The organism is Afipia broomeae ATCC 49717 (genome assembly GCF_000314675.2).
In the GTDB taxonomy this organism is placed as follows: domain Bacteria; phylum Pseudomonadota; class Alphaproteobacteria; order Rhizobiales; family Xanthobacteraceae; genus Afipia; species Afipia broomeae.
In genome coordinates, this window is sequence record NZ_KB375282.1 from 766,112 (window position 1) to 791,833 (window position 25,722).

The 25,722-nt window shown below is 57.3% G+C and carries 20 protein-coding genes; 17 read left to right on the forward strand and 3 right to left on the reverse strand.

Features of this window, described 5'->3' with window-relative positions; all coding sequences use genetic code 11:
* Positions 1 to 21: 21 nt before the first annotated feature.
* On the forward strand, positions 22 to 732 hold the full coding sequence (phoB, locus tag HMPREF9695_RS03635; RefSeq protein ID WP_006019438.1) for a phosphate regulon transcriptional regulator PhoB: 711 nt from the start codon (positions 22 to 24) through the stop codon (positions 730 to 732).
* 63 nt (positions 733 to 795) lie between these two features.
* Here the strand turns inward: phoB and arsC are convergent, their stop codons facing one another.
* On the reverse strand, positions 796 to 1,200 hold the full coding sequence (arsC, locus tag HMPREF9695_RS03640) for an arsenate reductase (glutaredoxin) (RefSeq protein ID WP_006019439.1): 405 nt from the start codon (positions 1,198 to 1,200) through the stop codon (positions 796 to 798).
* Positions 1,201 to 1,361: 161 nt separating this feature from the next.
* Between arsC and HMPREF9695_RS03645 the strand changes: the two genes are divergently transcribed.
* The 9 genes from HMPREF9695_RS03645 (at position 1,362) to HMPREF9695_RS03685 (ending at position 11,626) form a co-directional block, all read left to right on the forward strand.
* Positions 1,362 to 2,363 (forward strand): LacI family DNA-binding transcriptional regulator, encoded by a 1,002-nt coding sequence (locus tag HMPREF9695_RS03645; protein ID WP_006019440.1) that lies wholly within the window; start codon positions 1,362 to 1,364, stop codon positions 2,361 to 2,363.
* A 145-nt stretch (positions 2,364 to 2,508) separates the two neighbouring features.
* Positions 2,509 to 3,990, forward strand: a complete 1,482-nt coding sequence (locus tag HMPREF9695_RS03650; RefSeq protein WP_006019441.1) for an FAD-binding oxidoreductase — start codon at positions 2,509 to 2,511, stop codon at positions 3,988 to 3,990.
* A 38-nt stretch (positions 3,991 to 4,028) separates the two neighbouring features.
* A complete protein-coding gene (xylB, locus tag HMPREF9695_RS03655) occupies positions 4,029 to 5,555 on the forward strand; it encodes a xylulokinase (RefSeq protein WP_006019442.1) in 1,527 nt (508 codons plus the stop codon).
* Between the two features lie 3 nt (positions 5,556 to 5,558).
* Positions 5,559 to 6,611 carry an ABC transporter ATP-binding protein gene (locus tag HMPREF9695_RS03660; protein WP_006019443.1) on the forward strand — a complete coding sequence of 351 codons (1,053 nt, stop codon included), beginning with the start codon at positions 5,559 to 5,561 and terminating at the stop codon, positions 6,609 to 6,611.
* 61 nt (positions 6,612 to 6,672) lie between these two features.
* A complete protein-coding gene (locus tag HMPREF9695_RS03665; protein ID WP_006019444.1) occupies positions 6,673 to 7,998 on the forward strand; it encodes an ABC transporter substrate-binding protein in 1,326 nt (441 codons plus the stop codon).
* Positions 7,999 to 8,062: 64 nt separating this feature from the next.
* Positions 8,063 to 8,923, forward strand: a complete 861-nt coding sequence (locus HMPREF9695_RS03670; RefSeq protein WP_051054990.1) for a carbohydrate ABC transporter permease — start codon at positions 8,063 to 8,065, stop codon at positions 8,921 to 8,923.
* The gene (locus HMPREF9695_RS03675; protein WP_006019446.1) at positions 8,923 to 9,756 is read left to right on the forward strand and encodes a carbohydrate ABC transporter permease; all 834 of its coding nucleotides are present in this window, start codon (positions 8,923 to 8,925) and stop codon (positions 9,754 to 9,756) included. Before HMPREF9695_RS03670 ends, HMPREF9695_RS03675 begins: the two co-directional genes overlap by 1 nt.
* A gap of 14 nt (positions 9,757 to 9,770) precedes the next feature.
* Positions 9,771 to 10,535, forward strand: coding sequence for an SDR family NAD(P)-dependent oxidoreductase (locus tag HMPREF9695_RS03680; RefSeq protein WP_245258707.1), 765 nt, complete (start codon positions 9,771 to 9,773; stop codon positions 10,533 to 10,535).
* On the forward strand, positions 10,532 to 11,626 hold the full coding sequence (locus HMPREF9695_RS03685) for a glycerol dehydrogenase (protein WP_006019448.1): 1,095 nt from the start codon (positions 10,532 to 10,534) through the stop codon (positions 11,624 to 11,626). The genes HMPREF9695_RS03680 and HMPREF9695_RS03685 overlap by 4 nt, the downstream gene beginning before the upstream one ends.
* Positions 11,627 to 11,855: 229 nt before the next feature.
* Here the strand turns inward: HMPREF9695_RS03685 and HMPREF9695_RS03690 are convergent, their stop codons facing one another.
* Together HMPREF9695_RS03690 and HMPREF9695_RS03695 are read right to left on the reverse strand one after the other, a co-directional pair.
* Entirely contained in the window at positions 11,856 to 12,971 is a 1,116-nt protein-coding gene (locus HMPREF9695_RS03690; RefSeq protein ID WP_245258708.1) for a response regulator transcription factor, read from the reverse strand.
* Between the two features lie 222 nt (positions 12,972 to 13,193).
* Entirely contained in the window at positions 13,194 to 13,817 is a 624-nt protein-coding gene (locus tag HMPREF9695_RS03695) for a hypothetical protein (RefSeq protein WP_006019450.1), read from the reverse strand.
* A gap of 49 nt (positions 13,818 to 13,866) precedes the next feature.
* Between HMPREF9695_RS03695 and HMPREF9695_RS03700 the strand changes: the two genes are divergently transcribed.
* From HMPREF9695_RS03700 to HMPREF9695_RS03730, 7 genes are all read left to right on the forward strand, one after another.
* Entirely contained in the window at positions 13,867 to 14,436 is a 570-nt protein-coding gene (locus HMPREF9695_RS03700; protein WP_006019451.1) for a hypothetical protein, read from the forward strand.
* Positions 14,437 to 14,914: 478 nt separating this feature from the next.
* Positions 14,915 to 15,709 carry a hypothetical protein gene (locus tag HMPREF9695_RS03705; RefSeq protein ID WP_006019452.1) on the forward strand — a complete coding sequence of 265 codons (795 nt, stop codon included), beginning with the start codon at positions 14,915 to 14,917 and terminating at the stop codon, positions 15,707 to 15,709.
* A 138-nt stretch (positions 15,710 to 15,847) separates the two neighbouring features.
* Positions 15,848 to 17,806 (forward strand): hypothetical protein, encoded by a 1,959-nt coding sequence (locus tag HMPREF9695_RS03710; protein ID WP_006019453.1) that lies wholly within the window; start codon positions 15,848 to 15,850, stop codon positions 17,804 to 17,806.
* Between the two features lie 68 nt (positions 17,807 to 17,874).
* Complete coding sequence (locus HMPREF9695_RS03715; RefSeq protein WP_006019454.1) at positions 17,875 to 20,034, forward strand: type I secretion system permease/ATPase; 2,160 nt, start codon at positions 17,875 to 17,877, stop codon at positions 20,032 to 20,034.
* Positions 20,035 to 20,075: 41 nt separating this feature from the next.
* Positions 20,076 to 21,437 (forward strand): HlyD family type I secretion periplasmic adaptor subunit, encoded by a 1,362-nt coding sequence (locus tag HMPREF9695_RS03720; protein ID WP_006019455.1) that lies wholly within the window; start codon positions 20,076 to 20,078, stop codon positions 21,435 to 21,437.
* Between the two features lie 89 nt (positions 21,438 to 21,526).
* A complete protein-coding gene (locus HMPREF9695_RS03725; protein ID WP_006019456.1) occupies positions 21,527 to 23,095 on the forward strand; it encodes a GNAT family N-acetyltransferase in 1,569 nt (522 codons plus the stop codon).
* 36 nt (positions 23,096 to 23,131) lie between these two features.
* Positions 23,132 to 25,696, forward strand: a complete 2,565-nt coding sequence (locus tag HMPREF9695_RS03730; protein ID WP_245258710.1) for a putative Ig domain-containing protein — start codon at positions 23,132 to 23,134, stop codon at positions 25,694 to 25,696.
* The last annotated feature ends 26 nt before the right edge of the window (positions 25,697 to 25,722 follow it).

Consider the following 25,722-nt stretch of genomic DNA (forward strand, 5'->3'; position numbering starts at 1 on the left):
AGACGAACTAAAGGACTTGAAATGAGCGCCCGAATTCTTGTGGTCGAGGACGAAGAGGCGTTGACCACGCTGCTTCGCTACAACCTGGATGCCGAGGGCTACGACGTCGAGACGGTTGCCCGCGGCGACGATGCGGACACCCGGCTCAAGGAACATGTTCCCGATCTCATCGTGCTCGACTGGATGCTTCCAGGCCTGTCCGGGATCGAGCTTTGCCGCCGGTTGCGTGCACGACCCGAGACCAAGCAGATTCCGATCATCATGCTGACCGCGCGCGGCGAGGAAAGCGAAAGGGTGAGGGGCCTTGCGACTGGAGCGGACGACTATATCGTCAAACCGTTCTCGGTGCCGGAACTGCTGGCGCGTGTGAAGGGTCTGCTGCGGCGCGCAAGTCCCGAACGCCTCGCGACCGTTCTCGCCTTTGGCGACATCGAACTAGATCGTGACCGGCGGCGCGTTGCCCGTTCTGGCCGCCCGATCGACTTGGGCCCGACCGAATACCGGCTTCTGGAGTTCTTCCTGGAACACCCGGGGCGTGTGTTCAGCCGCGAGCAGCTGCTCGATGGCGTGTGGGGCCGTGACATCTATATCGACGAGCGCACGGTGGACGTACACATCGGCCGTCTCAGGAAGCTGCTAAATCTTGGGCGCGAGTCGGATCCGATCCGCACGGTTCGTGGCGCGGGCTACGCGCTTGACGATCGCTTCGCCAAGGCTGATTCGCAAAACTGAGTCGCAAGTTGCCTGACCTTCACCTCGCATAAGCAGGGTGTTGGTCATCGGCAGCGACGTGCCTCACACAGGGTTGACGACGTCGCCGTCTTCCTTGACGAACCTGCCTATGTGAGGATTTGGCAGAACGTCGAGCACAGCCTCCGAAGGCCGGCACAGCTTGACGCCCTTAGGTGTCACGACGATCGGCCGATTGATCAGGATTGGGTGTGCGAGCATCTGATCGATCAGATCATCATCTGTCCATTTCGGATCGCCGAGCCCAAGCTCGGCATAGGGTGTGCCCTTCTCGCGCAAAAGCGAGCGCACAGAAACTCCCATCGCCGCAATGAGCTCGATCAGTTCTGAGCGGGTGGGCGGCTGCTTCAGATACTCGATAATTGTGGGCTCGATGCCGCTTTGCCGGATCATTGCCAGCGTGTTGCGGGACGTTCCGCAATCCGGGTTGTGATAGATGGTGACGTTCATGGCTGCATCCGTCTTTTAACCCGGCCAATCCGGTTTTCGACCGCTCAAGCCTTGTACGTTGACGGCCGGAATGCGTCGAGTCCGGGCCTTGCGCTTGCTTGTTTTATCGAGCCTCCAAGTCTACGCTCGCCGCGCGAACGTCGTTTGGGATGCAGGAATCGATGAGGCCGAGACTAGCCGATGTTGCACGTATGGCGGGGGTCGACGTATCCACCGCTTCGCGGGTGCTGCGCGGCGAGGAGAGCCAGCGCATTCGTCCGGAGACGCGAGAGCGGATTCTCGAAAGCGCTCGTAGTCTGGATTATTCACCAAATACGCTCGCGCAGGGTTTGCGAACGTCACGCAGCCGGACGCTCGGTCTCATCGTTCCGCAACTCGATAACCCGGTGTTTGCGTCTGCCATTCGCGGTGCCGAAAAATCCTCCGCACGGCATGGCTATTCGTTGCTGATTGCGCACCGGGAGTCGGGCGCGACCGACGCCGTCTATCACCGTCTGTCTCACGGCAACCGCGCCGACGGGCTGCTGGTTGCGAGCCTCGACGATGACGCCCTGTTGCGCGAAGAGCTTGAATCGACCCATACGCCATTCGTGCTACTCAACCGGCAACTGTCCGGCAGCCCTTATTGCGTCGTGCTCGACAGCCGCGCCGCTGCGGCAATTGCCGTCGATCATCTGGCGCAGATGGGTCACAAGCGGATCGCACATCTTGCGGGCCGTCCTGGGGGGTTCAACGCCGGCGAACGATTGGCCGGATATCGCGACGGATTGAAGCGGCACGGTATTCCGTTCGATCCGAAGCTGGTCGCCGTTGCTGGATACACGGCGGAGGGCGGAGCGGATGCGATGCGCAGTCTTCTTGCACTGAAGCCGACGGCTGTTCTTGGCGCCACGCTGGTCACCGCGGCGGGTGCGATGGCTCTGTTGCATGAAGCGGGTCTTCAAATTCCACGCGACATATCGGTGATGGGCCTGCACGATGCGCCGGTTGCGACAATGCTCTATCCGCAATTGACGTCGGTGAAGATGCCTACGGAGTTGATGGGTGAAATTGCTTCCGATCTTCTGATCGATCTTTTGAACGGCGGTACGCCGCAACCTGTCGCGCCTCTCGCGCCAGACGGTCTCGTCATCCGCGCTTCCACAGGCCCAGCCCCGCGCTAAATTTTAACTTGACCGCAGGGGCCGTTTGTAAGACGTTTGAACAAACGATTGTGCAAGCCATTTGTTCAATCACGAGAAAATATAATGCGATCAGGGGAGTGCGCCGAGTGAGCGTGGCGAATTTGGCCTCTGAAAAGGGGCTGTCATGACTGCAACCACCATCGCCGCCGTGCGCGAAACCGATCGTGTCGATGAAAGCCTCGTCTCTGCTTTTGGGGCAATCGTCGGTAATGACAACGTTCTAGCATCATTCGATCAGCGCCTCGGCTATGCGCGCGATCGCCTGCCATTCGCTGTTTTCCGCGAGCGCGCAGGCACTCTTGCCGGAGCGGTGCCGCGTCTCGTTGTGCGTCCAGCGAACGAGGATGAGATTATTCGCGTCGTTCAGCTTGCCAGGGCGCGGAATACTCCCATCATTCCCTATGGCAACGGCTCGGGTGTTCTGGGCGGCGCGATTCCGCTCGGCGGCGAGATCATGCTGGACACGCGCCGGCTCGATAAAATCGTTTCGATCAACCCGACCGATGCAGTCGTGACCGTGCAGGCGGGCATGAACGGCGCCGAGTTCGAGCGTCAGCTCAATGAAGCCGGATACACGTGCGGTCATTTACCGCAGTCGATCGAGATTTCCACCGTCGGCGGCTGGCTCGCCTGCCGTGGCGGAGGACAGGCCAGCAGTCGTTATGGAAAGATCGAGGACATCGTTGCCGGTTTGAAAGCTGTGCTGCCGGACGGCACGCCGCTTGAAGTGCGCCCGGTTGCGCGGCGCTCGGTCGGTCCGTCAATCCGAGATCTGATGATCGGCGGTGAAGGTGCCTTCGGCATTATTACGGAGGCCACGCTGCGAATCTGGAAAAAGCCTGAGATCGAGCGCGGTGTTGTGCTGGCGTTTCCGACGCAGCAGGCGGCTTGGGACTGCGCGCGGCTCATTATGCAAGCAGAACTGCGCCCGGCCGTCGTGCGTCTTTACGATCGGGTTGAGAGCGATGAGCGTACTAAGGACATCGCATTGTTCAAGACCAAGCCCTATCTGGCCATGATGATGTTCAGTGGCAGCGAGCCGCTGGTCACAGTCGAGCAGGATATGGCGCTGGCGATCGCCAAGGAACTTGGCGGCGAAATCGGGCCTGATGCTCCGTTTCACCATTGGAAGGAAAACCGCTACGTCGCTTACTCGCAGAAGTGGCACGATGCGGGCTATTTCAATGACACCATCGAGGTGACCGGCAACTGGTCGGCAATCCCCGCGATGTATGACGCCATCGGCAACGCTGTACGCAAGATTCATCCGGGCGTTCATTTCGGCGCGCACTGGTCGCACGTCTATCCCGAAGGCGCATGCCAATACATGACGATCCGCCTGCCGCCGATGGCAGATGAGGTAGCGCTGCCGATCCACGCCAGACTTTGGGATGCGGTGCAGGAACTGACGCTCGATCACGGCGGCTCGATCGCGCATCATCACGGCGCCGGCTTGTTCAGAAATCCATGGATGCAGCGCGAACTCGGCGCGGGTCTCAATGTGCTCCAGACAATCAAGGATGCGCTCGATCCCGCCAATCTCCTGAATCCCGGCAAGCTAGGTTTGCGTCCGGGGCCTAACGCGAAAGACATTCGCCGTGATTGACAGGACGCGCAGCGGCGCGGCATTCGGGGAGGGTGCGCATGGCTGTGTCTGATCCTCTCCTGGTCGGCATTGATCTCGGTGCCGGCTCGCTCAAGATCAGCATCATCAGGAGTGATGGTTCGCTGGTCAGCGAGGCGTCCGCGCCCGTCGCGACGTCGTCGCCACATCCGGGCTGGAGCGAGCAGAACCCTGATGACTGGTGGTTGGCGGCTTGCGATGCGTTACGCCGCGGTTTGAAAGCGTCCGGGCGCCCCGCGTCCGATATCGCCGCGATTTCGTTCTCGGCCGGCGCTCACACGCAGGTGCTCGAGGATGCCGACGGCCAAGTGATCCGCCCCGCGATTTTATGGAACGATCAGCGCAGCCGCGAGGAGACGCAGCAGCTTCGCGACAAGGCTGACGCGCGTATTCTGGAGATCGGGGCCAATCGCGCCAACCCGACCTGGACGTTGCCGCAGATGCAGTGGCTGCGCACGCATGAGCCGGAAGCGTTCGCGCGCGTCAGGCGGCTTTATATCGCCAAGGATTGGCTGCGCGCGCAATTCACCGGTACTTGGGAGACCGATACCATTGATGCTCTGGGCACTCTGATGCTGGATGCACAGAAGGGAGAGTGGTCGAAAGAGCTGTGCGACATGATTGGCTGGCCGATGGCAACATTGCCGCCGATCGTCAAGCCGAGCGCCATCGTCGGTAAGGTGACGGCGAAAGCTGCGCAGGCGACGGGCCTGGCGGAAGGCACGCCGGTGGTCTGCGGCACGTCCGATACCGCAGCGGAGACTTTTGGCGCGGGCATGGTGCGCGAGGGAATGGGGGTCGTGAAACTCGCGACCGCCGCGACAGTCAATGTGCTGTCGCGCAAGGCCCAGCCAGACTTCTCGCTGATCAATTACTATCATGTCGTGCCGGACCACTGGTACGTTATTGCCGCTACCAACTCCTGCGCGTCAGCGCACAAATGGCTGCGCGATACATTCTTCCGCCGTGACGGTGAAGACGGCAGCGCAGTTTTCGATGCCATGGATACCCGAGCATCTGCGGTGCGGCCAGGCGCAGAGGGATTGTTCTTCCATCCTTATCTGAATGGCGAACGCAGCCCTTACTGGGACCCGCTGCTGCGGGCGGATTTCGTCGGTGCAGGCTTCAACCACGGCGGCGGCCATTTTGTCCGCGCGCTCTACGAGGGCGTGGCCTATTCCCTGCGGGATTGTCTTGAGGTCATGAAGTCCAAGGGTCTTGGATTTTCGACGGCGCGCTTGACGGGTGGCGGCGCGCGCAGCGCCTTGTGGCGACAGATCGTCGCCGACGTGCTGAACATCACGGTTGAACTGCCAGCCGTCGCTGATGCCTCGTATGGCGCGGCATTGCTGGCAGGTGTCGGCATTGGCGTTTTCAAGGATGAGCGTGCAGCCGCCGGTGTCGTTCAAATCGTATCGCGGGCGGTGCCGGATCCGGCGCGAACCGCTGTCTACGATCAGGGTTTTCCGATTTACCGCGATATTCAGAAGGCGCTCGCGCCGATCAATCATCGCATCCACGGTTTCGTGGCCGGTCAGAACAAGTGATGCATGTCAGAGATTAGGCTCGAAAAGGTTCGCAAGGCTTACGGTCCGGTTGTCGCCGTTCACGGCGTTGATCTGACGATTCGCGACGGTGAATTCGTGGTGTTCCTGGGGCCATCAGGCTGCGGAAAGTCGACAACGCTGCGCATGATGGCGGGCCTTGAGGAAATTACCTCGGGCAAACTCTTTATCGGTGACCGCGATGTTACCGCGCTGGAGCCGAAAGATCGCAACATCGCCATGGTGTTCCAGAACTACGCACTCTATCCGCACAAGACGATTTACGAGAATCTCGCCTTCGGTTTGCGGATGCGAAAGATGGATCCCGCGCAGATTGACATGCGGGTCCAGCGCGCAGCAAAGATGCTGGGTCTTGATGAATTCCTGAAGCGTAAGCCGAAACAGCTTTCGGGCGGCCAGATGCAGCGCGTCGCACTCGGCCGTGCGCTCGTGCGTGAACCTGAGGTGTTTTTGCTGGACGAGCCGCTGTCGAACCTGGACGCCAAGCTGCGTGTCCGGATGCGAGAGGAGATCGCCCGCCTGCACCAGGAAGTCGGCACCAGCATGGTGTATGTGACCCACGATCAGGTCGAGGCGATGACGCTTGCCAATCGCATCGTCATCATGCGCGACGGTCACGTGCAGCAGGTTGGGGCTCCGCTCGAAGTTTACGATCGCCCCGTGAATCTGTTTGTGGCGGGATTTATCGGTTCGCCGGAAATGAATCTTGTCGAAGGACGAGCGTTCAATGGCGTGTTCGAGAGTGGTGCGCTGCGGGTTTCTCTGCCCGAGCAATACCGAGCGGCCAACGAGGATGTCGTGCTCGGTATCCGGCCCGAACATATCGCGCTTGGCGAGGGACCCGACGCGCTGGCATTTGAGGTCGGCGTCATCGAGCAACTAGGAGCTCAGACACTGACGATCGGAGAAGTGAGCGGGGCTCGTCTGCGTATTCTTACCGACCGTGTCGATAACTGGAAGTTCGGCCAACGAATTCCCGTCCGGCTGCAGGCCGGACGGCTCCACCTGTTCTCGAAGTCAACGGGGCAGCGACTTTAAGACGACCAAGAAACCAAAACGAACGTTCAAAACAGTGAAATTTCTAGGGGAGACAAGGGAAATGGCTAAAGACGGGATATCGAATATCGATCGCCGTACGCTCATCAAGGGCGCGGGTGCGGTTGGGGCGGGTCTTGCGGCAGGCACGCTCGGCGCACCGGCGGTATGGGGCCAGGGCAAGAAAACCATCCGCTTCCTGAACACCGAAACTTCCATCGACAGCATTCGCGCGCTGAAAGTTGCGTGTGCCGAGTATGAGCGGATGACAGGTACGCAAGTTATTGTTGACTCGGTGCCGCTCGACGATGCCTTCACCAAGGTGACGACGTCTCTGCGCGGCGGTCAGCCCTATGATATCGCGACATTCGCATTCGTCGGTCACGTTCTGCTGCTGCAGGCCGAAGGGCATTTGATGCCGCTGACCGAACTGACCAGCAAGCACAAGTGGGGACCGAAAATTCTCTTCCCCATCAAGAATGAGGTCTACTGGTATCCCTACGACTACAATCTGGCCTGGATCTACTATCGCAAAGATCTCTACGAGAAGAAGGGCTTGAGCGTCCCGAAGACTTGGGCCGAGATGCTGAAGAATTCACAGGCGCTGAACGAGGATGGCCGCTCGGGCTCGCTGTTCCCGATCGGCAGCAACGGCGCGACCAACTGGCTGTCGCCGGGCTTCATGTGGGCCGAGGGCGTCAAGCTTTTCGACGACAAATGGAATGTCTCCATCGACAACGCGGTGAACGCTCCGAAGGTCGCGGCCTATCTCGATTTCTTCGCCGACCTTTATAAGACCATGCCGTCGGGCACCAGCCAGGCGAGCTTCGGCGAGGTTCTCTCCAATTTCTCCTCGGACAAGGTCGGACACACTGCGTATGCGGGCCGTATCATTGAAGCGTTGGAGCGCACGTCGCCGGCTCTCGCGACCAAGTACGGTATTACGCCGTACATGGACAGCGCAGGGAAGGCGAAGGCCGTAAACCACGGCTATGACGGCTGGGTTGTGCTGAAGACGCCAAACTCCAGTGAATCGATGAAGTTCATGAAATGGTTCACCGAGAACCAGTACATCAACTTCCTGCACACCGCGCCGCTGCACTTCCAGCCGCCACGCCTCGACGTCTACGAGGACGCGCGCTGGCGCGCCCACCCGCTGATCGAGAAGCACAAGGACGCGGTGGAGACGATGAAAAATTTCATCGTCGACAAGTCGATGATCCTGACGTCCGTCGACACGGAAGGCCCGGCGCCGGACCTGCGTCCGGGTAAGGTGTTCGAAGGCTTTGTGATCCCTGAGATGTTGCAAAATCGCGTCTTGAAGAACATGCCGGCGACCGAATGCGTCAAGGCGGCTGGAGACAAGATGCGCAAGCTCACGGCATCATAAGAAACGCGTGTGCCAACTGCTCGGCCGGATGCTCCCGGCCGGGCTCTTCCCCGGAAAGACGAAGTTGAGTTCGAAGGCGACGATATACACCTTCCTGGTGATCGGACTTCTCGTGACGCTCGTTTTGATCGTTGCGCCGGTGGCGTATGCGATCAGCCTGAGCTTTTACAAGCTTGATTCGTTCGTTGGCGAAGCCAAGTGGGCTGGCTTCGATAATTACATCGCAATTCTGAAGTTACCCGAGTTCTGGCGCGCACTCTGGAACGGTGTGCTTTATTCTCTCGGGTCGATCGTGCTTCAAGTCGTGCTTGGCATCGGATTCGCGCTGATCCTGAACGAGACGTTTCCAGGCCGAAACTTCGTGCGCGGATTGTCCATCCTACCGTATCTTTTGCCGACCGTAGTCGTGATCCTGACGTTCAAATGGATGGTGGACGGCAGTATCGGCATTATCACCAAGACTATCGCCGCGATGGGCCTGCCGCCGGTGAATTGGTTTGAGAGCTCAGGCGCGGCAATGACATCTGTCGTTCTCGTCAGCGTCTGGATGTGGACACCATTTGTCACGACATGCTTTCTGGCGGCTTTGCAAACGGTGCCGACATCCCTTTACGAGGCAGCACGAGTCGACGGCACTACGGCGGTTCAGCGCTTCTTCCACATTACCTTGCCGATGCTGAAGCCGATCCTCACCGTGGTGGTATTGCTGCGCGCAATCTGGATGTTCAACAAATTCGACGTAATCTGGCTTCTGACCCGCGGCGGCCCGGTCGGCTCCACCGAACATCTGGCCATCCTGTCCTATCGTCACGCGTTCAGCCTGTTCGACATCGGCGGCGGTGCTGCGATTGCGACGATCTCGTTCGCGATCCTGTCGGTGGCCGTGTTCTTCTACTTCCGTATCTTCCCGCTGGAGGACGATTAATGGCCGCCGTTAAATCGCTCCCCGCCCGGCTCAGCCTCTATGCCTCCGCAATCGTGATCGCGATCTATTCGGCGTTTCCGATCTACTGGATGTTCATTTCCAGCCTCCGCGAGCCGACGAGCCTGCTCAGCACGGTCTCCCTTATGCCGGGGCCATTCACGCTAGAATACTACCGTAACCTGCTCGAACTGACCGACTATCCGACCCACTTCATGAACAGCGTCGTCGTGGCGGTGGTCACGGTCGTCGTGACCATGGTCTTTTCGGTGATGATTGCTTACGCCGTGACGCGACAGCGCATCCGCGGCAAGAAGCTCATCGTCGGCGCGATGCTCTACGCCTACATGTTCCCGCCGCTGCTGATCGCGATTCCTATGTTCACGATCTTTGCGCGGCTCGGCTTGAGCGACACGCTGATTGGGCTGATCGCGTCGCACCTGACACTGACGCTCCCGCTCGGGGTCTGGTTTCTGTGGGGTTTCTTCAAAGGCATGCCGTTTGAGTTGGAAGAGGCCGCGATGGTCGATGGCTGCACCCGACTCGGGGCATTTTTACGCGTCGTTCTTCCGCTCTCGCTGCCAGGGCTTATTACCGTTGCAATCTTCTCGTTTCTGCTGTCCTGGACCGACTACACCTTCGCGCTGATCATGATCGGCAGCGATGCCAACAAGACCCTTCCGGTGGGGCTTGCCTCGATGGTCGGTTCATTCGATTTGCGGTGGGGCGAGATCATGGCGGGCTCGACGCTGATCGCGCTGCCGCTGTTCGCAGCGTTCGCGCTCCTGACGCAGTACTTCATTCAAGGCCTCGGTGCCGGTGCAGTAAAAGGCTAATTATGGATCTCGGATTGAAAGGCAAAGCAGCGCTGGTCACCGGCGCGGCACGCGGCATCGGCAAGGCTGAGGCACTTGCGCTGGCGGCGGAGGGTTGCTCGATCGCAATCAACGACATCGACCGCGATGCCGCTGATGCGACCGTCGCGGAGCTGCGTGCGAACGGAGCGAAAGCCGCGGCCTGTATCGGTGACGTGTCCGAGGAGGTTGGCGCAGAAGCGGTCGTGCGTGAGGCGTACCGCGGTCTCGGGCAACTCGACATACTGGTCAACAACGCGGGTGCCGGCGGCCGCCATCTCGGAAGCCTTGCCGAGAACATGTCCCTTGACGATTGGGACATCATTGTCCGGACTCACCTGCGAAGCACATTCCTGTGCAGCAAGTATGCAGTGCCGTTCATGCGCGAGCGAAATTTCGGGCGGATCGTGAATACCTCATCGATGAATGTCACCGGGGGTGGACGTCCCGGCGTGACGAACTACTCCGCGGCGAAGGCAGGGGTCATTGGTTTCACGCGGACGCTGGCCAAGGAAGTCGGCAGCGCCGGCATCACCGTGAATGCCATCGCGCCGGGTTATGTCGAGACCGCGCTGATCGCCGGCTTTTCCGCCGAGAAGCGCGCCATCATCGCTGGGCAAAACCCTATCGGCCGGTTCTGCCAGCCCGACGAAGTGGGTTCGCTGATCGCATTTCTGTGCTCCACTCAGGCCGCCTTTATCAATGGCGCGCTGATCTGCATGGATGGCGGCAAGCGTGACTTCTTCTGGGGTGACCAATGACCATTCGAGCTTTCGGCGGCCCGCATCGGTATGTACAGGGCCCCGGCGCTCTGAATGAGCTTTCGGCACTGGTTCCGCTGTATGGCCGCCGCCCCCTGGTCGTGGCGGATGTCGCGGTGATGGGAGTCCTTCGCGAGCAACTCGAAACACTGCTTCAACCGTGCACCGACAGCATAGAGTTCGCTGAATTTTCGGGCGAATGCTCAGCTACCCAGATCGACGCAATGGCGGGCAAGGCTGGCGCTGCAAGTACAGACGTGGTTGTCGCGATTGGTGGCGGCAAGGCGATCGATACCGCAAAGGGTGTCCGGATTCAGCGAGGCGGGGGCATTATCGTGGTGCCGACGGTCGCCTCGAACGATGCGCCCACCAGCCGCCTTGCGATCGTCTACACCGACGATCATGTCCTGAAAGAAGTCAGGCTAATGCCGACCAATCCGGACGCGGTCGTTGTCGATACATCGATCATTGCACGCGCACCGCGCAGATTTTTTGTTGCGGGCATTGGCGATGCACTCTCGAAGAAGTTCGAAGCTGAGCAGTGTTTTAATTCCGGTGGCATGAATTTCTACAAGGCTCGACCGGCCGAGCTCGCGGTTTCAATTGCGAACCAGTGCTATCAGGTGATCCGGAGGGATGCGGTTGCATCGCTCGTGGCAGTCGACCGGAAGGAGCCTGACGCTGCGTTTGAGAATATCGTGGAAGCGACAATTCTGCTCAGCGGATTAGGTTTTGAAAGCGGCGGGCTGTCGATTGCGCACTCGCTGACGCGTGGCTTCTCGGCCATTCCATCGCTCAACGGCGCGCTGCATGGTGAACAGGTGGCATTCGGTCTTCTGACACAGCTCTGTCTGGAGCAGAGATCACAAGAATTTCTCGCCGACATGATGACGTTCTTCAAGACGGTTGGCCTGCCGACAAGCCTGAAGGACCTCGGGTTTTCCGGCGACAGGCAGGATGGCATCCAGACGATCGCCCAGCGCTCGATCGCCGAAGCGCCGTATCTGAGGCAGTTTGTAGGGGCGGTGACTGAGCAAAGCCTCGTGGCCGCGCTCGACAAGGCAGACCGTTTCGCGAGATCGGGTAGTTGAGCTCCGTCTGGCCAAAGACTCACCAGAGGGTCCAAGGCCTTGATCGGTTCCGGCAGGACCTTCCGAGCGGACAAGTCAGTCCGTCACGTGTTGAAGCAGGGCGGGCGACAAATTTTTTTGAGATTGGGTGGTGATTCAGCGCAGATCGCCATTCCATCCAAATGACCTAAATTGCGACCTTATTCGCTGGATGCCTCGACAGTTCGATTTCGTGCTGGCTCACGCGCAATCACGAAGACTGAACATCCTTATGGCTGCCGGTCCCAGAATCCAGCCACTTGTGATCGTTTGTCTTTTCAAAGAAATCCTTGGTCAGGACGGCAACCTCAGTCCGGTTTCTGACCTTGAGCTTTCTCATGATGTGGCGAAGATGGACTTTAACTGTATGCTCGCTCATACCAAGCTCATAGGCGATCTGCTTATTGGCCATCCCCTGACAGAGCGCTTCGACGACCATCATCTGCCGTTCTGTCAAAAGCTCGCTTGTTTTGGACACCGCCGGCTGCTTGTTGCGATCGAGCTCAAGGCTGCTGACAGGCACAAATGTTCCGCCGGCTTCCACCAGGCGCACAGCTTCAACGGCAACATTGAATGGTAAGCTAGTTGGGATGTAGCCGCGTGCTCCATTTCTCAGCGCGTGCATCACATAGTTCGTGTCGTCGATGTCGGACATGATGACGACAGGAATATCGGCGGCGCTGGATTCAAGAAATTGAAGGTCGGCGACGCTGGACGATCCGCTGCCATCGACAAAGAATACGATCACGGCTGGAGTAAGAGCGTTCTGTTCGGTGGAGTTTCTCCACTCAAAGATATTGGTGAATGCGAAAATGCCATGGCTTCGGTAGGAAACTTCAAGACAGCGAACAAAACAGTCACGAAAAAATGCGCGCTGATGGATCACGACGATCCCTGGCTTTTTTACAGGAGGAGGTTTGTGATTGTGATCCTTTTCGTTGGCGCCGTTGAGATGCCTAATTTCATTGGGCTTGGTTTGGGCTTTGGGATCTGCGCGATGGCGCGGAGGAAGCGGGCGTGCATCCTGTGAATTCGTCTCGTGCTTGCAGGCGGAGTCTAAACGGGTGTGCACGGCCGGTGAAGAAGGGTGGTCAGCGCCATCTCGCATGAAGAGACGAGCTCTGCTCGGAAGCGATTTTCTCAAAATGGATTGCTTGAGTGTGAATTGCAGAGAGTGACCGTTGGAATGTGTATTGTGACGCCGACTGGCATTTTGTTCAGCGGGAGTATTCTGAAATTCGCTACGAGAAATTTGTTCAGACAAATCGTCCAAAGCTTGTTGTCGTTCGCGGAATGAAGCTGAATTTGAATAACCGGTGATACTCATAATACGCCCCTACTCATTACTTCGGTGGTCGCACGGGCCTTTCCATTTCAAAACGCAATGTTTAGCGGGTCTAATCAATTTGCCCTTAATCCTCAGTATAGTCCCCCTTTTTTGCAATCCTGCAACGTTTTTATGTGAGGGCTCATCGCGCTGCACAAACTTGCGTTTTGAAAGTTGGCTGCACGTCAAACGTGTCCTCCAACCGGTTCCACTGGGGGAACTTTAGAGGGGTGCTGCGCCTGGCTCTGCCATATTATCACGGACGTACGCTGAAACGTGCGCATCGAAAAAACGCTCCCATGCAGCTGATACGTCATCCCGCTCTGTGATTGTCGAATCCGCTTCTTGCAGGTCGCGGGGCCGGTCCTGCCATCCTGTCCCAGCGCCGGCAAAGAGGATTGAATTCCCGACAAGCATCGAGCCGAAGGTGAATGCATTCCGGCAGCCGGTTTCAAAATCTCGATTGCATGAGGTGCTCAACAAAAGCACCTCTTCGCCGATTAGGCCGGATCGTATCGTGGTGATGTCTTCCCAAGATCTGGCCTGTACGCGACACAAAGCCTCGCCCTCGATCTTGCCGGCTTCGATCCTGGCCGCGATGGTGATCAACATGACCATGAAGCCGACCATGTATGGGTCCGACCATGTGAGGTCAGATATGCCCCCGAGGCGGTGGCGGCTTTTCTCGACCATGGGCGAGATCACAGCGGTTGCAGCCCTGTGAGCTCTGCGAACTTTGGATAGGTCTAGGGCCCAGCGCCACATGTCGCTGCACTCCGCAATGTCTCCAAAAAGTGTCAGAATGCCAATGCCGCCCTTGTTTTGTTCAAGGACCTGCTGGATCATACATCAATAATCGTGTGGTGCTCCAGACCCGTCAGGAGCGGACCTGTCCATGGTGTCCAGCCGGCTTCCGACAAAGCCCGATTTCGAGGCGCTTGCAGCATCGGCGCCCGCGTCGGCCGATCGCCGCACGCTCATTCTGGCGCTGATCGGTAATCTGGTTTCAAGCTGGACCAATAACGAGAGTTTGTTCATTTACGTTCTCATGCTCCTTCTGCGAACGGATCAGGCATCTGCGGCGCTGACCTTTGCCACGCTTAACACCACGCGCGCGCGGCTGGATCTGATTCAGCGTCTGGCGAAGATCACCATCCGGGACCCAAATCTCGAGAAGGCGCTTTCCAAGATCATTGAGCGGTTTAATGAGTCGACCGTTGTCCGTAACGAATTCAACCACTGCATGTATATTGTCGACGCGAGCGGCCAGATCACCCACACGCAATCGATGCGCATCGTGCAAACAAAGGATAGTCTTCGGTTCGGTGAAATGAAACCGATGGATGAAGCGCGGCTCAAAAGCATGGTGAAGGCGACAAAGGACATGACGCGCATCAACCGCGATATCTGGGATTTACTGCCGCGCCTGGAAAGTCATTTGGGTTCGGCCAAACCATCGCCTTGATATGGCTTGGCGCAGTTACGCGATTACAGGTGAAGCGACGGGTTTTTCGGTGGACAAGCCGCCGAGCTGATTACATCGCCGCTGCGTTCTCGCGTTCCTGCGCGTAGGCTTCTTCTGCCAGCTGTTGCCATGCGCACCGCGATTGCCACAATCCTGACGTGCAAGACTATCCGTTTGGGTGATCCTGACTAGTCGAAAGGATTAGTTTGGGGACTCTCGAATGGCTTAGGAGCCGCTGGAATCACATCGATCGGTGACGTTCGTCTAATGCTTAAGACGATTCGTAATGCTCGAATGTGCGGCTATTCCCCGCCTTCTACATAAGCAACGCTGACGATGCGGAGTCTCGCAAATAATTGCGAGGGGATCGCAGTCGGGAGACCGACCTCAACCGCATCGTAGCGCGTTGACGATCGCAGACGTAGAAGATCAGCGATCTTCGAGGCGATGAGATGCTCCTACCCCATAGGAGTTCGTCATGGGTTATCCGAAGCCGAAGAAGAACGATCCGAATCAAGACCAGAAGCAAGACCAGGATCAGAAGCAGGCCAACTTGCAGGGACAGCTTCAGGGACAAGGTCAAGGTCAGGCCCAAGGTCAAGCCCAGCTCGCTGTTCAGTCGCTCGATTCCAAGAGTGACAATAAGAACGGCAACGACAACAGCAACGATAACAAGAACGACAACAAGAACAGCAACACCAACGACAACAAGGTCGACAACAATCTCGACAACAAGGTAAGCAACAAGGCCGACAACAGCGTCGACAACAATGTTGACAACAAGGTCGAGAATACGGTCGACAACAAGGTCAATGTCGCTGTTGATGTGAAGGTTGACCTTGACCTCAAGGCTGACGGTCTGAGCAGCCCGGTTATTGATCTCCACGGGATCAACGACATCCACAACTCGGTGATCATACCGGAAGTGGTGAACCAGACCCTCAACGGCGGGTACAGCAACGCCTTCGATCTCAATCAGATCAACAATCTGGTTGACAACGACCACCTGAGCGATCCGAAGGTTTCGTTCAAGGGCGGCGAAGGTGACTTCCATATGGACGGGAAGGCCGAGGGCGGCGACGCCAAGCTGGACTCCAAGATGGGAGATGTCATCGGTGCCAACGCAAGCGGTGCAGTTTCGCACGCCGACGCGGCCCTGACACAAGACGCATTCAACCAGACCATCACACAGGGTGCGAACATCCAGTTCAACAGCATGACCATCCAGGCGGCAGGTCACGATATTCAAGACAGTCACGATCTGCACAGCTAATTGACACAATTAGACCCGCGCGGCATCCGCCGCGCGGGTTTTCCCTGAACCATCATGCTCACACGACCAAAAACGATTTGATGTCGCGGCTAGCTCCGCAGGATCGTCGATTCCTTGAGCCTGAAATAGGAGGCTCTCATGGTGCCCGGCGGCATTACCGAAGTAGTTTGGCATTTCGCAGGCTATCTCAAAATCATAAACGACATCGCGCGAGATCGTATCGACTACGATCAGTCGTCGTTTCGGCAAATTCAAGACGATTACGTTGCGAAGCTGCCAGATTACAATGCAAATCCGGATTTCGCTGGTCTTGACGGCCGGGGCTTGGGGGGGCCGGAGGCTCTTCCATTTGAAGACTATCAAGCGTCCCGGGTTCATCCAACAAAATCATTGAGCCCGCCGCCACTCCGCCCCGACCTGGATGATGACGGGATCGGAGGCCTTCCAAGATTGTCATGGCCTACTGCGGCCGGCGGAGCCGGAGGCGTGGGATACGATTTTCATATCACCGTCCAGTATCAGCCGGGCGGAGAGCAGACGTTGCTGCATGTTCATCAAGTCAATGCTCTATCAGATGATGACAGCCTTCTTGTGTTGCCTGCTGGATGTGGAGATGCGGCCGCCGCGCTTGTATCTATTCAGGCCGAACAGCTTACAGCTCATACCGAAGCGATCCTTCAACGAATGGCGGACGAGGCCAACGATCAGATTCCGAAAGAGTGGTGGATTCCCCAAAATGGAACCGGCCTCACGGATCTCGCCAACTCGCACGACGACAACCTTGTCTTGCGCGCTGGAGCACCTGATACCCATTCCGTCGAGCCTGGCTATTATCTGAACGGTGTGTTGCAGGACCCGGCTATGACACCGCCGGACCAAGTGCCGCTACCACCACCTGACCCCGCTCCGGATCTAGGACACGATCTCGGACAGTGGGCGTTGGCCGGAGGCAACAATAGCTGGAACGCCTCGTTGATCGTCGATCTGAGCGAGTCCGGACGCTCGATGATCGTGATGGGCGATTACTTCAAGACCAATGCGATCTTCCAGACCAATTCCACAATGGATCACGACCACGTCGATGTTATGGGAGGGCAAGGGCTTCCAATTGCGACAGGTGGCGATCAGGCAACCAATATCGCCGATTTCGTCCAGCATCCCGGCATTTATGCTGATTTGAAAGCCACCTTCGCTGGGCCGCACTGGAATGTGGATGTCGTAGACGGCAACTACTACGACGTGCACACCCTTGTTCAGATGAACTATCTGTCTGACAACGATATCATCGCTCAGAGTAGTTCAGACTCGCACTACGTCATTCAGGCGGGCGGTAATGAGCTTGGTAACCTGGCTCAGATTTTTGATGGATCGATTCACTATGATCTGATCATTGTGACCGGTGCGTATCACGGGATGAATGTGATCTTCCAGAACAACATCCTGTTGAACAATGATTACATCAAGATGCTTGCAGACGGTACAGATCCGTCACAGTCCGTCGTGTCGGGCAAGAACGAGTTGAGCAATACGGCAACGATCGAAAACTATGGCGATAACAATTTCGATCCGATGAATGACAATCTCAAGAGCCTTGTTTCTGCGGTCGGAGACGGTGCGACAACCCTCGATCCTTCCTACGGTAAATTCGTTGACGGGTCCGGTGGCGTATTCAACGTGCTGTACGTCAAAGGTGACTATTACGATCTGAATGCTATCTGGCAGACCAACGTCACGTCTGACGTCAATGTCATCGCGCAGCTCATAGGCGCACCGTCGGCTGCTGCCCAGACCCTCCACCCGGATGGAAACGAAATTCAGTCTGTGACAAGCGGGAAAGACAGCTTGAGCAATGACGCGGCAATCGTCGATGTTGGCGCGACCAACACTTTCGTGAACGGTCAGGTGTACGGCGATACGATTCTTGTGCAGGCAAATCTCCTGCCGGAAGATAAGGGTCATGTGCTGAATCACGATGCACAGGCCCTGGTTCCGGAACTGATCGCTTTCGTCAACGATAGTCAGGAGGAAGCGCCACTGGCGCAGCCGGTGCTAAGTACGCCGGTGCACGAGGATCCAATAGCAAGTGTCACGCACTGAACGGTAAAGGTGCTGTGAAAACGAAGTCATCGAGTTGAACCAGATCGGCGTTGTGGAGGCTGGGGTACATGACACGGGGCGACAACGAACCTCACATTAAGGCCAGCACGTCTGTGCATTTGACCGACGAAGAGAGCGCGAAACTGCGCACTGCGGAGGTTGTCCCTTTTCCCGCCCGTCACGATACGCCAGGTGGCACAAACGATGTGGCGCATAAGGAAGCTTCCGAACTGGCGAAAGATCAGTCCGGAGTCGCCGTTTCAATCCAGAAAGCCCTGTCCGCGGCAGACAGCGCAGCCAAGCGATCCGACGATCCCGCGCCACCCGAGGTGGCGAAGACACCACCAGAACCGCGAAGTGATGCGCGTCCGCCGGCAAGCGGCTCACCCGTCAGCCCTGGTGCACCAGTCCCATCCGTAGTGAATGGAGGCGGGGGTGGAGGTAACGGAGCGTCGAACGGCGGGGGAGGCGGTGGAGGCGGCGGCGGTTCGACACCCTTGCATAAGCGTTCCAGCGATAATGAATTCCGAGATGCTCTCGGCAAGGGCCTCGCCAACGCGCGGCGCAACCTTGTGACCGTCGGGATATTCTCCATCGCCGTCAACCTTCTCGTCCTCGCGATCCCCGTCTACCTTTTCAACATGTCGGATCGCGTCATGACGAGCAGAAGCACCGACACGCTTGTCATGCTGTCGATGATCGTGGTGGTGGCGATTGGTGCCCACGTGCTGATGGATATGATGCGCCGTATTATCCTGATGCGCGTTGCAGTCGAAACCGAAGCGCGGCTGGGCGGTCCTGTTTTAAGCGCAGCTGCGAAGGCAGCACAGGGTGGGTCCAGTCGTGAGTTTCAGACACTTGCGGACCTTCAGCATCTGCGCGCATTCATCACCGGCCCGGTGCTTCTGACGATGTTCGACGCGCCGGTAGCTCCTGTGTACTTCGCCGTTGTTTTTCTGATCCATCCCCAACTCGGGCTAATCGTTCTGTCGTCCGGCTTGGGTCTTATGGCTGTCGCCATACTGAATCAAAAGATCACCGCCATTCCGTTTACACGGGCGAATGCTTTTGGAACCCGCGCCAACCTTCAGGCAGAAGCGATGGCGCGCAACGCCCAGGTCATCAATGCCATGGGGATGATCCCGGAGGGCGTTCAGGTCTGGGGCAACGAAACGGTCGAGTCTTTGAAGGCGCAGGTCGCCGGGCAAGATCTCAACATCATGATGACGGGAATCTCGAAATTCCTGCGCCTCTGCACACAAATCGCGATTCTGGGCTGGGGCGCGTGGCTGGCATTGGAGAGCCAACTGACCAGCGGCATGATCATCGCGGCCTCGATCGTGGCGAGCCGCGCGCTTGCTCCAATGGAAGGGACCATCGAGGGGTGGCGTGGCTTTGTGCAGGCGCGTTCCGCCTACGGGCGTGTCAAAGCCCTTCTGCAAAATTCACCGCTGAACATGGACCGTTTACGGCTTCCGCGCCCGCAGGGTCATCTCAGCGTCGAGCGCATTCTGTACGTTCCGCCGCCCACCAAGAAAGTCATCCTGAACGGGATCAGCTTCCAATTGCAACCCGGAGAGTCGCTGGCGATCGTGGGTGACTCGGGAACCGGAAAAACCATGCTTGCGCGCATGCTCGTGGGTTCAATTATCCCGACGGCTGGCAATGTGCGCCTGGACATGATGGACCTTCGGAACTGGGACACGCGTCAGTTCGGCGAAAGCGTCGGGTACCTGCCCCAGGACGTCCAGCTCTTCCCCGCCTCCATCAAGGCGAATATCGCACGCATGCGGCAGGATGCGATCGATGAAGATATCTTCGACGCGGCAGAAACAGCCGACGTTCACGAGATGATATCGAGTTTCGCACAGGGCTATGAAACCATTGTCGGCATGGACGGAAGCCCGTTGTCCGGCGGTCAAAGGCAGCGAATTGGGCTCGCGCGCGCATTCTATGGCAATCCGCGCCTGATGGTTCTCGATGAACCAAATTCAAATCTAGATGCGAATGGCGAGCGGGCGCTGGCCAAGGCGCTCATTCGTGCAAAAGAGAAGCAGATAACGGTCGTGACGATCACGCAGCGTGCCGCGCTTCTTAGGAGCGTCGACAAGATCATGATCCTCAACAATGGTGCGGTACAGGCGTTCGGTACGCGCGACGAGATCATCCCGCTCATTTCCGGACGCAAACCGAGCGGCGGCGATGGGCCACCGATGCTGAATTCTTGATGAGGGAAATCTGAATCTAACAGGATTATCGAGGTGCCGTTGTGTCAGACAAAAAACTCATTGCGCAGGGGCCGGTAGCTGAAGGCACTTGGTACGATTCGCTTCCGCGGTCGACGCGTCTCCCGACGATTGGCGGCGTGCTCATTATGGCGGTTATGGTCATGGGTTTCGGCGTATGGGGCAATATGGCTCCGATCGCCGGCGCCATTGTCGCGTCAGGTGTGTTTGTCGCAACAGGCCAAAACAAGATCATTCAACACCTCGAAGGCGGCGTCATACGTGAAATCTACGTGCGCGAGGGCGATATCGTCGAGCAGGGACAGTTGCTGGTTGATCTGGATGAAACCGCTCCGCGCGCCGAGCTGCGTCGCCTGTTTCTCCGCCGCATGCGACTGACGGCTATGGATGCCCGGTTGCAGGCCGAAATGAGCGAAGCCGATGAAATCACGTTTCCCGATGAACTGATTCAGGCGATGGATGAGCCCGAAGTGAAGGAAATTCTGGGTAGTCAAAAACTGACCTTCACAGCCCGCAGGAATAACATGAACAGCGATATCGCGGGCATTAATGAAGGCATCAACGCGCTGAACGAAAGAATTCAGGGTTCCAGGATTCAGCTTGACGGTGTCCGCCGCCAGATCAAGTTCATCGAGGAGGAGATCGAAGCCAAGGAGTATCTCCTGAAGACCGGCTTGGTAAGGAAGCCGGAGGTTCTGCTGCTGCAAAGGTCGCAAGCGAACCTTGATGGAGAGGTCGGCCGGATCATGGGCGATATCGGCGACGCCAAAGAGCGCATCGCGAAGGCTCTTGAACAGATCAACGGCGTCAAGAAGACCGCGATCAAGACCGCAGTAGAGCAAATGCATGAGGTGCGGGGCGAACTGGTCGATGTACGCGAGCGAATGCTGAGTGCAAAGGGTGTGCTAGACCGCATTCACATTGCGGCGCCCGTCAGAGGGGTAGTCGTCAAGTTGCGGTATCACACGCAAGGAGGCGTGATCGAAGCCGGCAAGAACATCATGGAAATATTGCCGCTCAAGGATGAACTTATCATCGAAGCCCGCGTGCGCCCGCAGGATATCGACAGCGTCAGGCATGGGCAGCACGCAACGGTTCGGCTCAGCGCTCTCAATCAGCGCATTACGCCGATGATTTCGGGAGAAGTCATCTATCTTTCAGCCGATACGCTGGCCGACGAGAAAAAATCCCAACAAGTTGGGCCGACCGACATCTATATCATCCGCGTCAAGCTGAATAATGAGGAAGCAGCCGCAATCCCGGGTTTCAGCCCGACGCCAGGTATGCCGGCGGAAGTCTACGTCAAGACGACTGAACGAACGTTCTTCCAGTACATCGTGAAGCCGATCCACGACAGCATGACACGCGCGTTCCGCGAGCGATGAGAAAGCGCGTCTACGGTCTTAAATGAGGTTTGCTTAGGAAGGTTGAGGCGTTGATTTGAGGTATTGAGCATAACAAGCGAGGTCATCCTGTGCGCATTGATGTCATAGACACATTGCCGGATTTTGCCCGGCTGGAAGAGAACTGGAACGCAGTCTATGACGCGGATCCGGATGCCCAGTTGTTTATGTCCTGGAAATGGCTTTCAGGCTGGCTAGGGCAGATCTCAAGCCCCTGGTTTGTCCTTGGCGCGAAAGCGAGCGAGAAGGCAGACGCCCCGTACGTAGCCTTCCTGCCGATGCGGATTCAAACCAAATTGGAGAATGCGCGTTTTCACAATGAACTGAACATGGCCGGTAACTTCTCGGCCGACTATACCGGCGTTCTTTGCGCCCCCGGAGCGGAGCATCAGGTCATTCCTGCATTTGCCCGGCACCTGAAGCGGATGAACTGGGCGCGTCTCAATCTCGAAAACATTCGTATGTCAGAGCCGCGCATTCGGCTTCTTCTGGCGCATTTTCCGAAAGCCGGTTTCCAGACCAGTGAAATCAATCGTATCGGTAAAGTCGACAACATCGACAATAATCTCTGCCCGTTCGCGGCACTTCCGCCGGACTGGAACGCTTATCTGAATATGTTGAGTTCCAACACCAGACAGAAGATCAGGCGTCTGTTGAGGCTCGTCGACGAAACCGGCGAGTATCGCATCACCGTGGCAACGCCAGAGACGATTGAGCGTGACCTCAATACGTTGCTGCGATTCTGGGAGATCAAGTGGACCCCGCGCAAGGGTGATCTCGTTCACACGCTTATACGTTCGAACCGGGCCATGCTGACGCGCAGCTTCAGGGCCGATCTGCTGTTCCTGCCGACGCTTTGGAAAGAAGATCGGCCGCTTGCTGCGCTCGCGACGCTGATCGACAGGCGCAAGCATGCCTTTCTGTTCTATATGACCGGGCGAGACGAAACCTTCGAGGGCCCGCCGCCGGGTGTGATCTTGCATTCCCACAGCATCCGGCATGCGATCACCAACGGATTCACCGAGTATGATTTCCTGCGGGGCAATGAGCCTTACAAGTACTCATTCGGTGTGAAGGAGCGCCGTATCCGGTACGTCATGGTCAGCACCAAGAACGGACTAAATCTCGGCGGCAAGATTGATCAGCGAACCATTCCCGATGTTTTGACAGAGTCAACCGAGCTTCATCAGAAGGGCAGGCTTGTGGAAGCCGAACATGGCTACCGGCAAGTTATGGATGTGGAACCGAAGAATGCGGACGCGATCCATCGGCTCGGTCAGTTACTGGCCAGCAAAGGTGATCATGCCGCCGCAAAACGGCTTTTCAAGACGCTCACGGCGATCAGGCCCGAAATTTACAAACCGTGGTTCTGTCTTGCTCAATCGTGCGATGCGCTGGGACATCATATAGATGCCGTAAACGCTTATCGGGAGGTCATTCGGTTGAAGCCGGATCTGCCCGAGGCTTTCGCGAACCTGGCGGCGATACTCGTCAAACTTGGCCGGATCGAGGACGTCAATGCGGCGCTCGTGACTGCTCTTGGTCGGACTGATAGCGCTCCTAAACTGAATGGTCGCGAGCCGAAAGTACGGCGCGTCACCAACGGCAGAATGGAGCAAGGCGAAGTAGCAACGGCATAGCCAAGGATGGCATGAAATCGAGGCACCAGAACCCACATGAGTAGCAATCTCAGTATGCAAGGGTTGGCCGGAACCGCAATTTCAGACGGATTTGTGTTCGCTGCGAACTCAATCGAATGTCCCGCCGCATGTTCGCCGGCGGCCTTCGTCAATTCCGAACTGCTATTTTCCGGAAATTATGACAGGGTCGGCATTGATCTGATCATTTCCAAAGAAATCGAAAGCGTTACAGTTCAGGAATATTTCAAGGGCGATCATCGCGCGCCGCTGATGTCTCCGGAAGGAGCGAGCCTGTCGGGTCGCGTAATTGAAGCGATGACGGCGAGGGCCCAATATGCTCAAGCTGACCAGATCGCAAGTGCGGTACCTGCTGTGGGCAACGTCGCGAAAGTGAGCGGCACCGCGGTGGTTACGCGTAATGGCGTTCCTGTCGAGTTAAAGCAGGGTGACAAGCTTCTCAAGGGAGACGTCGTCCAGACCGGGCCGGATACCACGATCGGAATCAGCTTCGTTGACGGTACGGCGCTTGGTCTTGCATCGAATGCGCGCATCGTCCTGGATGAGATGACGTATGACCCAAACGGATCGTCCAACTCGTCGCTTTTGAGCTTGATACAAGGAACGATTACCCTCGTCGCCGGGCATACCGCGAAGTTCGGGAACATGCGCGTCGAAACACCGGTTGCCACGATGGGCATCCGTGGCACGGCGATTATGGTGGAAATCGCTTCGGACGATGGACCGAGCAAATTTTCCGTATTGAGAGAGCCGGATGGAAAAATCGGATCGTTTCATCTTTACGACAAGGCAACCGGAGAACTTCTCAAGGTGGTGTCTCACGCCGGCCTCGTAACGATTGTCTCGCCGCTCGGCGCGGGACAACCCGTCTCCGCTGTTGATCAACTCAAAACGCTTGCCGATATCCAAAGCGAGAAAAGCCTCATTCAGCAGGTTTTCCAGATTTACTACCCCAACTACAATCCGGATGGCCCGGGAGGCGAAAAAACCGGCTCCAGCGTCAACGCGCTGGCAAGTTTTGCCAGCAATTCCTTTGGCCCAGGAGCCGAATCCGGTGTGCCAGGGTTAATCGCTCTTGCAAGCGGTGTCGCCATCATACCGGTTATCGCGACGGCGCAGGATCTCTTGATTTTCCCTGAAGCGCCCCCGCCTCCGGTTGTGCGCGCGATCGCAGTCGCAAACGTGGTGGACGTCCAGGCATCGCAAGGTCCCGTCGAACGAAACTTTGCCATCAGTGATCAGGTCACGGTTTCGGTCGATGGGCAGGTGGTCGATCGATCGGCGGGGCGATACGTGCCCGGCACCGCCACCGTTACCGGGGTGGAAAGCAATGTGCCGATACCTCAGGGCGTCGATCTCGCCAAGCTGGTGCATGTCGATCCCGCAACTGGCGTCGTGACCTACGATGCGAGCCAATTCGCGTTTCTGGGTGTTGGGGAATCGGCAATCTATACGATTGGCTTCGAGAGCCAGCCTGGATCGTCTGCTGTTCCGGAAACGCTCACGCTGACCATCAACGGATTGAACGATAAGCCAACTGTCGAGCATCCGATTCCGGACCAGCGGGCCAAGGAAGGTTGCAGATTCGAGTATGTCATCCCGGCCTCTGTATTCGCCGATATCGATGCCAACGATACTTTGACGTTCCGCGCGACGTTAGCGAATGGCGATCCGCTTCCGAACTGGCTCACGTTTGATCCGGTGTCGATGACATTCTCGGGAACGCCGCCCGAGGGCGAGGAATGCGTTATCCATATCAAGGTCATCGCGAGTGATGAGCACAACGCCACTGCGGTTGACCAGTTTGACCTCGTTATTGCGGAAAGCCATGATCATCACCACCACCATCACTATTTTGATGACAGTCCGATTGATGCAGTTTCCGGAAACGACCAGGATTTCATCCTGGCAAGCGACAGCCGTGAGCTGTCGGCAGGAACCGACGACATCGTTTCCAATAGTCAGGAACAAGATCACCACAAGTCAGAGCTAAGAGAGGTGGATTCAGCCGGTTGCAACGAAAGGTGCTCGAGGGAGCCCTCGCAGGAGAGGGATGATCGCTCAAATTCGTCGAGAGAGGTGGGTTCATCATTGTCTGTAGAACATGCTTCGCATGAGTCGTCGTCGAGCGAGAGCCGCGGAAGCGGCGCGATTGATGTGCGAGCGCACGGATCGGCCCAGATCCCCGCTCCGACAGATTTCGACTCAGGCCGTTCTATCTCTACGGATCTACAAACCAGCCTGTCTCGCATGGCAACCGATTATTCAAGCCAGAGCAGTTCGTCTCACCATAGCCACAGTTTTTCAAGCTACGCATTTTCCTGGAACAGTAGCTCTGATCAGCGCGACAGCTTCGATTTCAGATCGGACCTCGGCCGCAATACCGACCACAACGTTCAGTCGACATCCGACCTTATGCAGTCTGATAGATCCTGGTCTGGTGACGGGGTTAATGTGGCTACTCTTGTTCAAGCCATGACAAGCTTCGACTTTTTCACCAGCCATGACGATCACGGGATAACGACCCGGCTAAGTTCGTCGGCAGAACTTCACACGCATCAACACGATTTTCATTTAACCTAGGCCGGTCCGTGAAAGCACGACGGTTC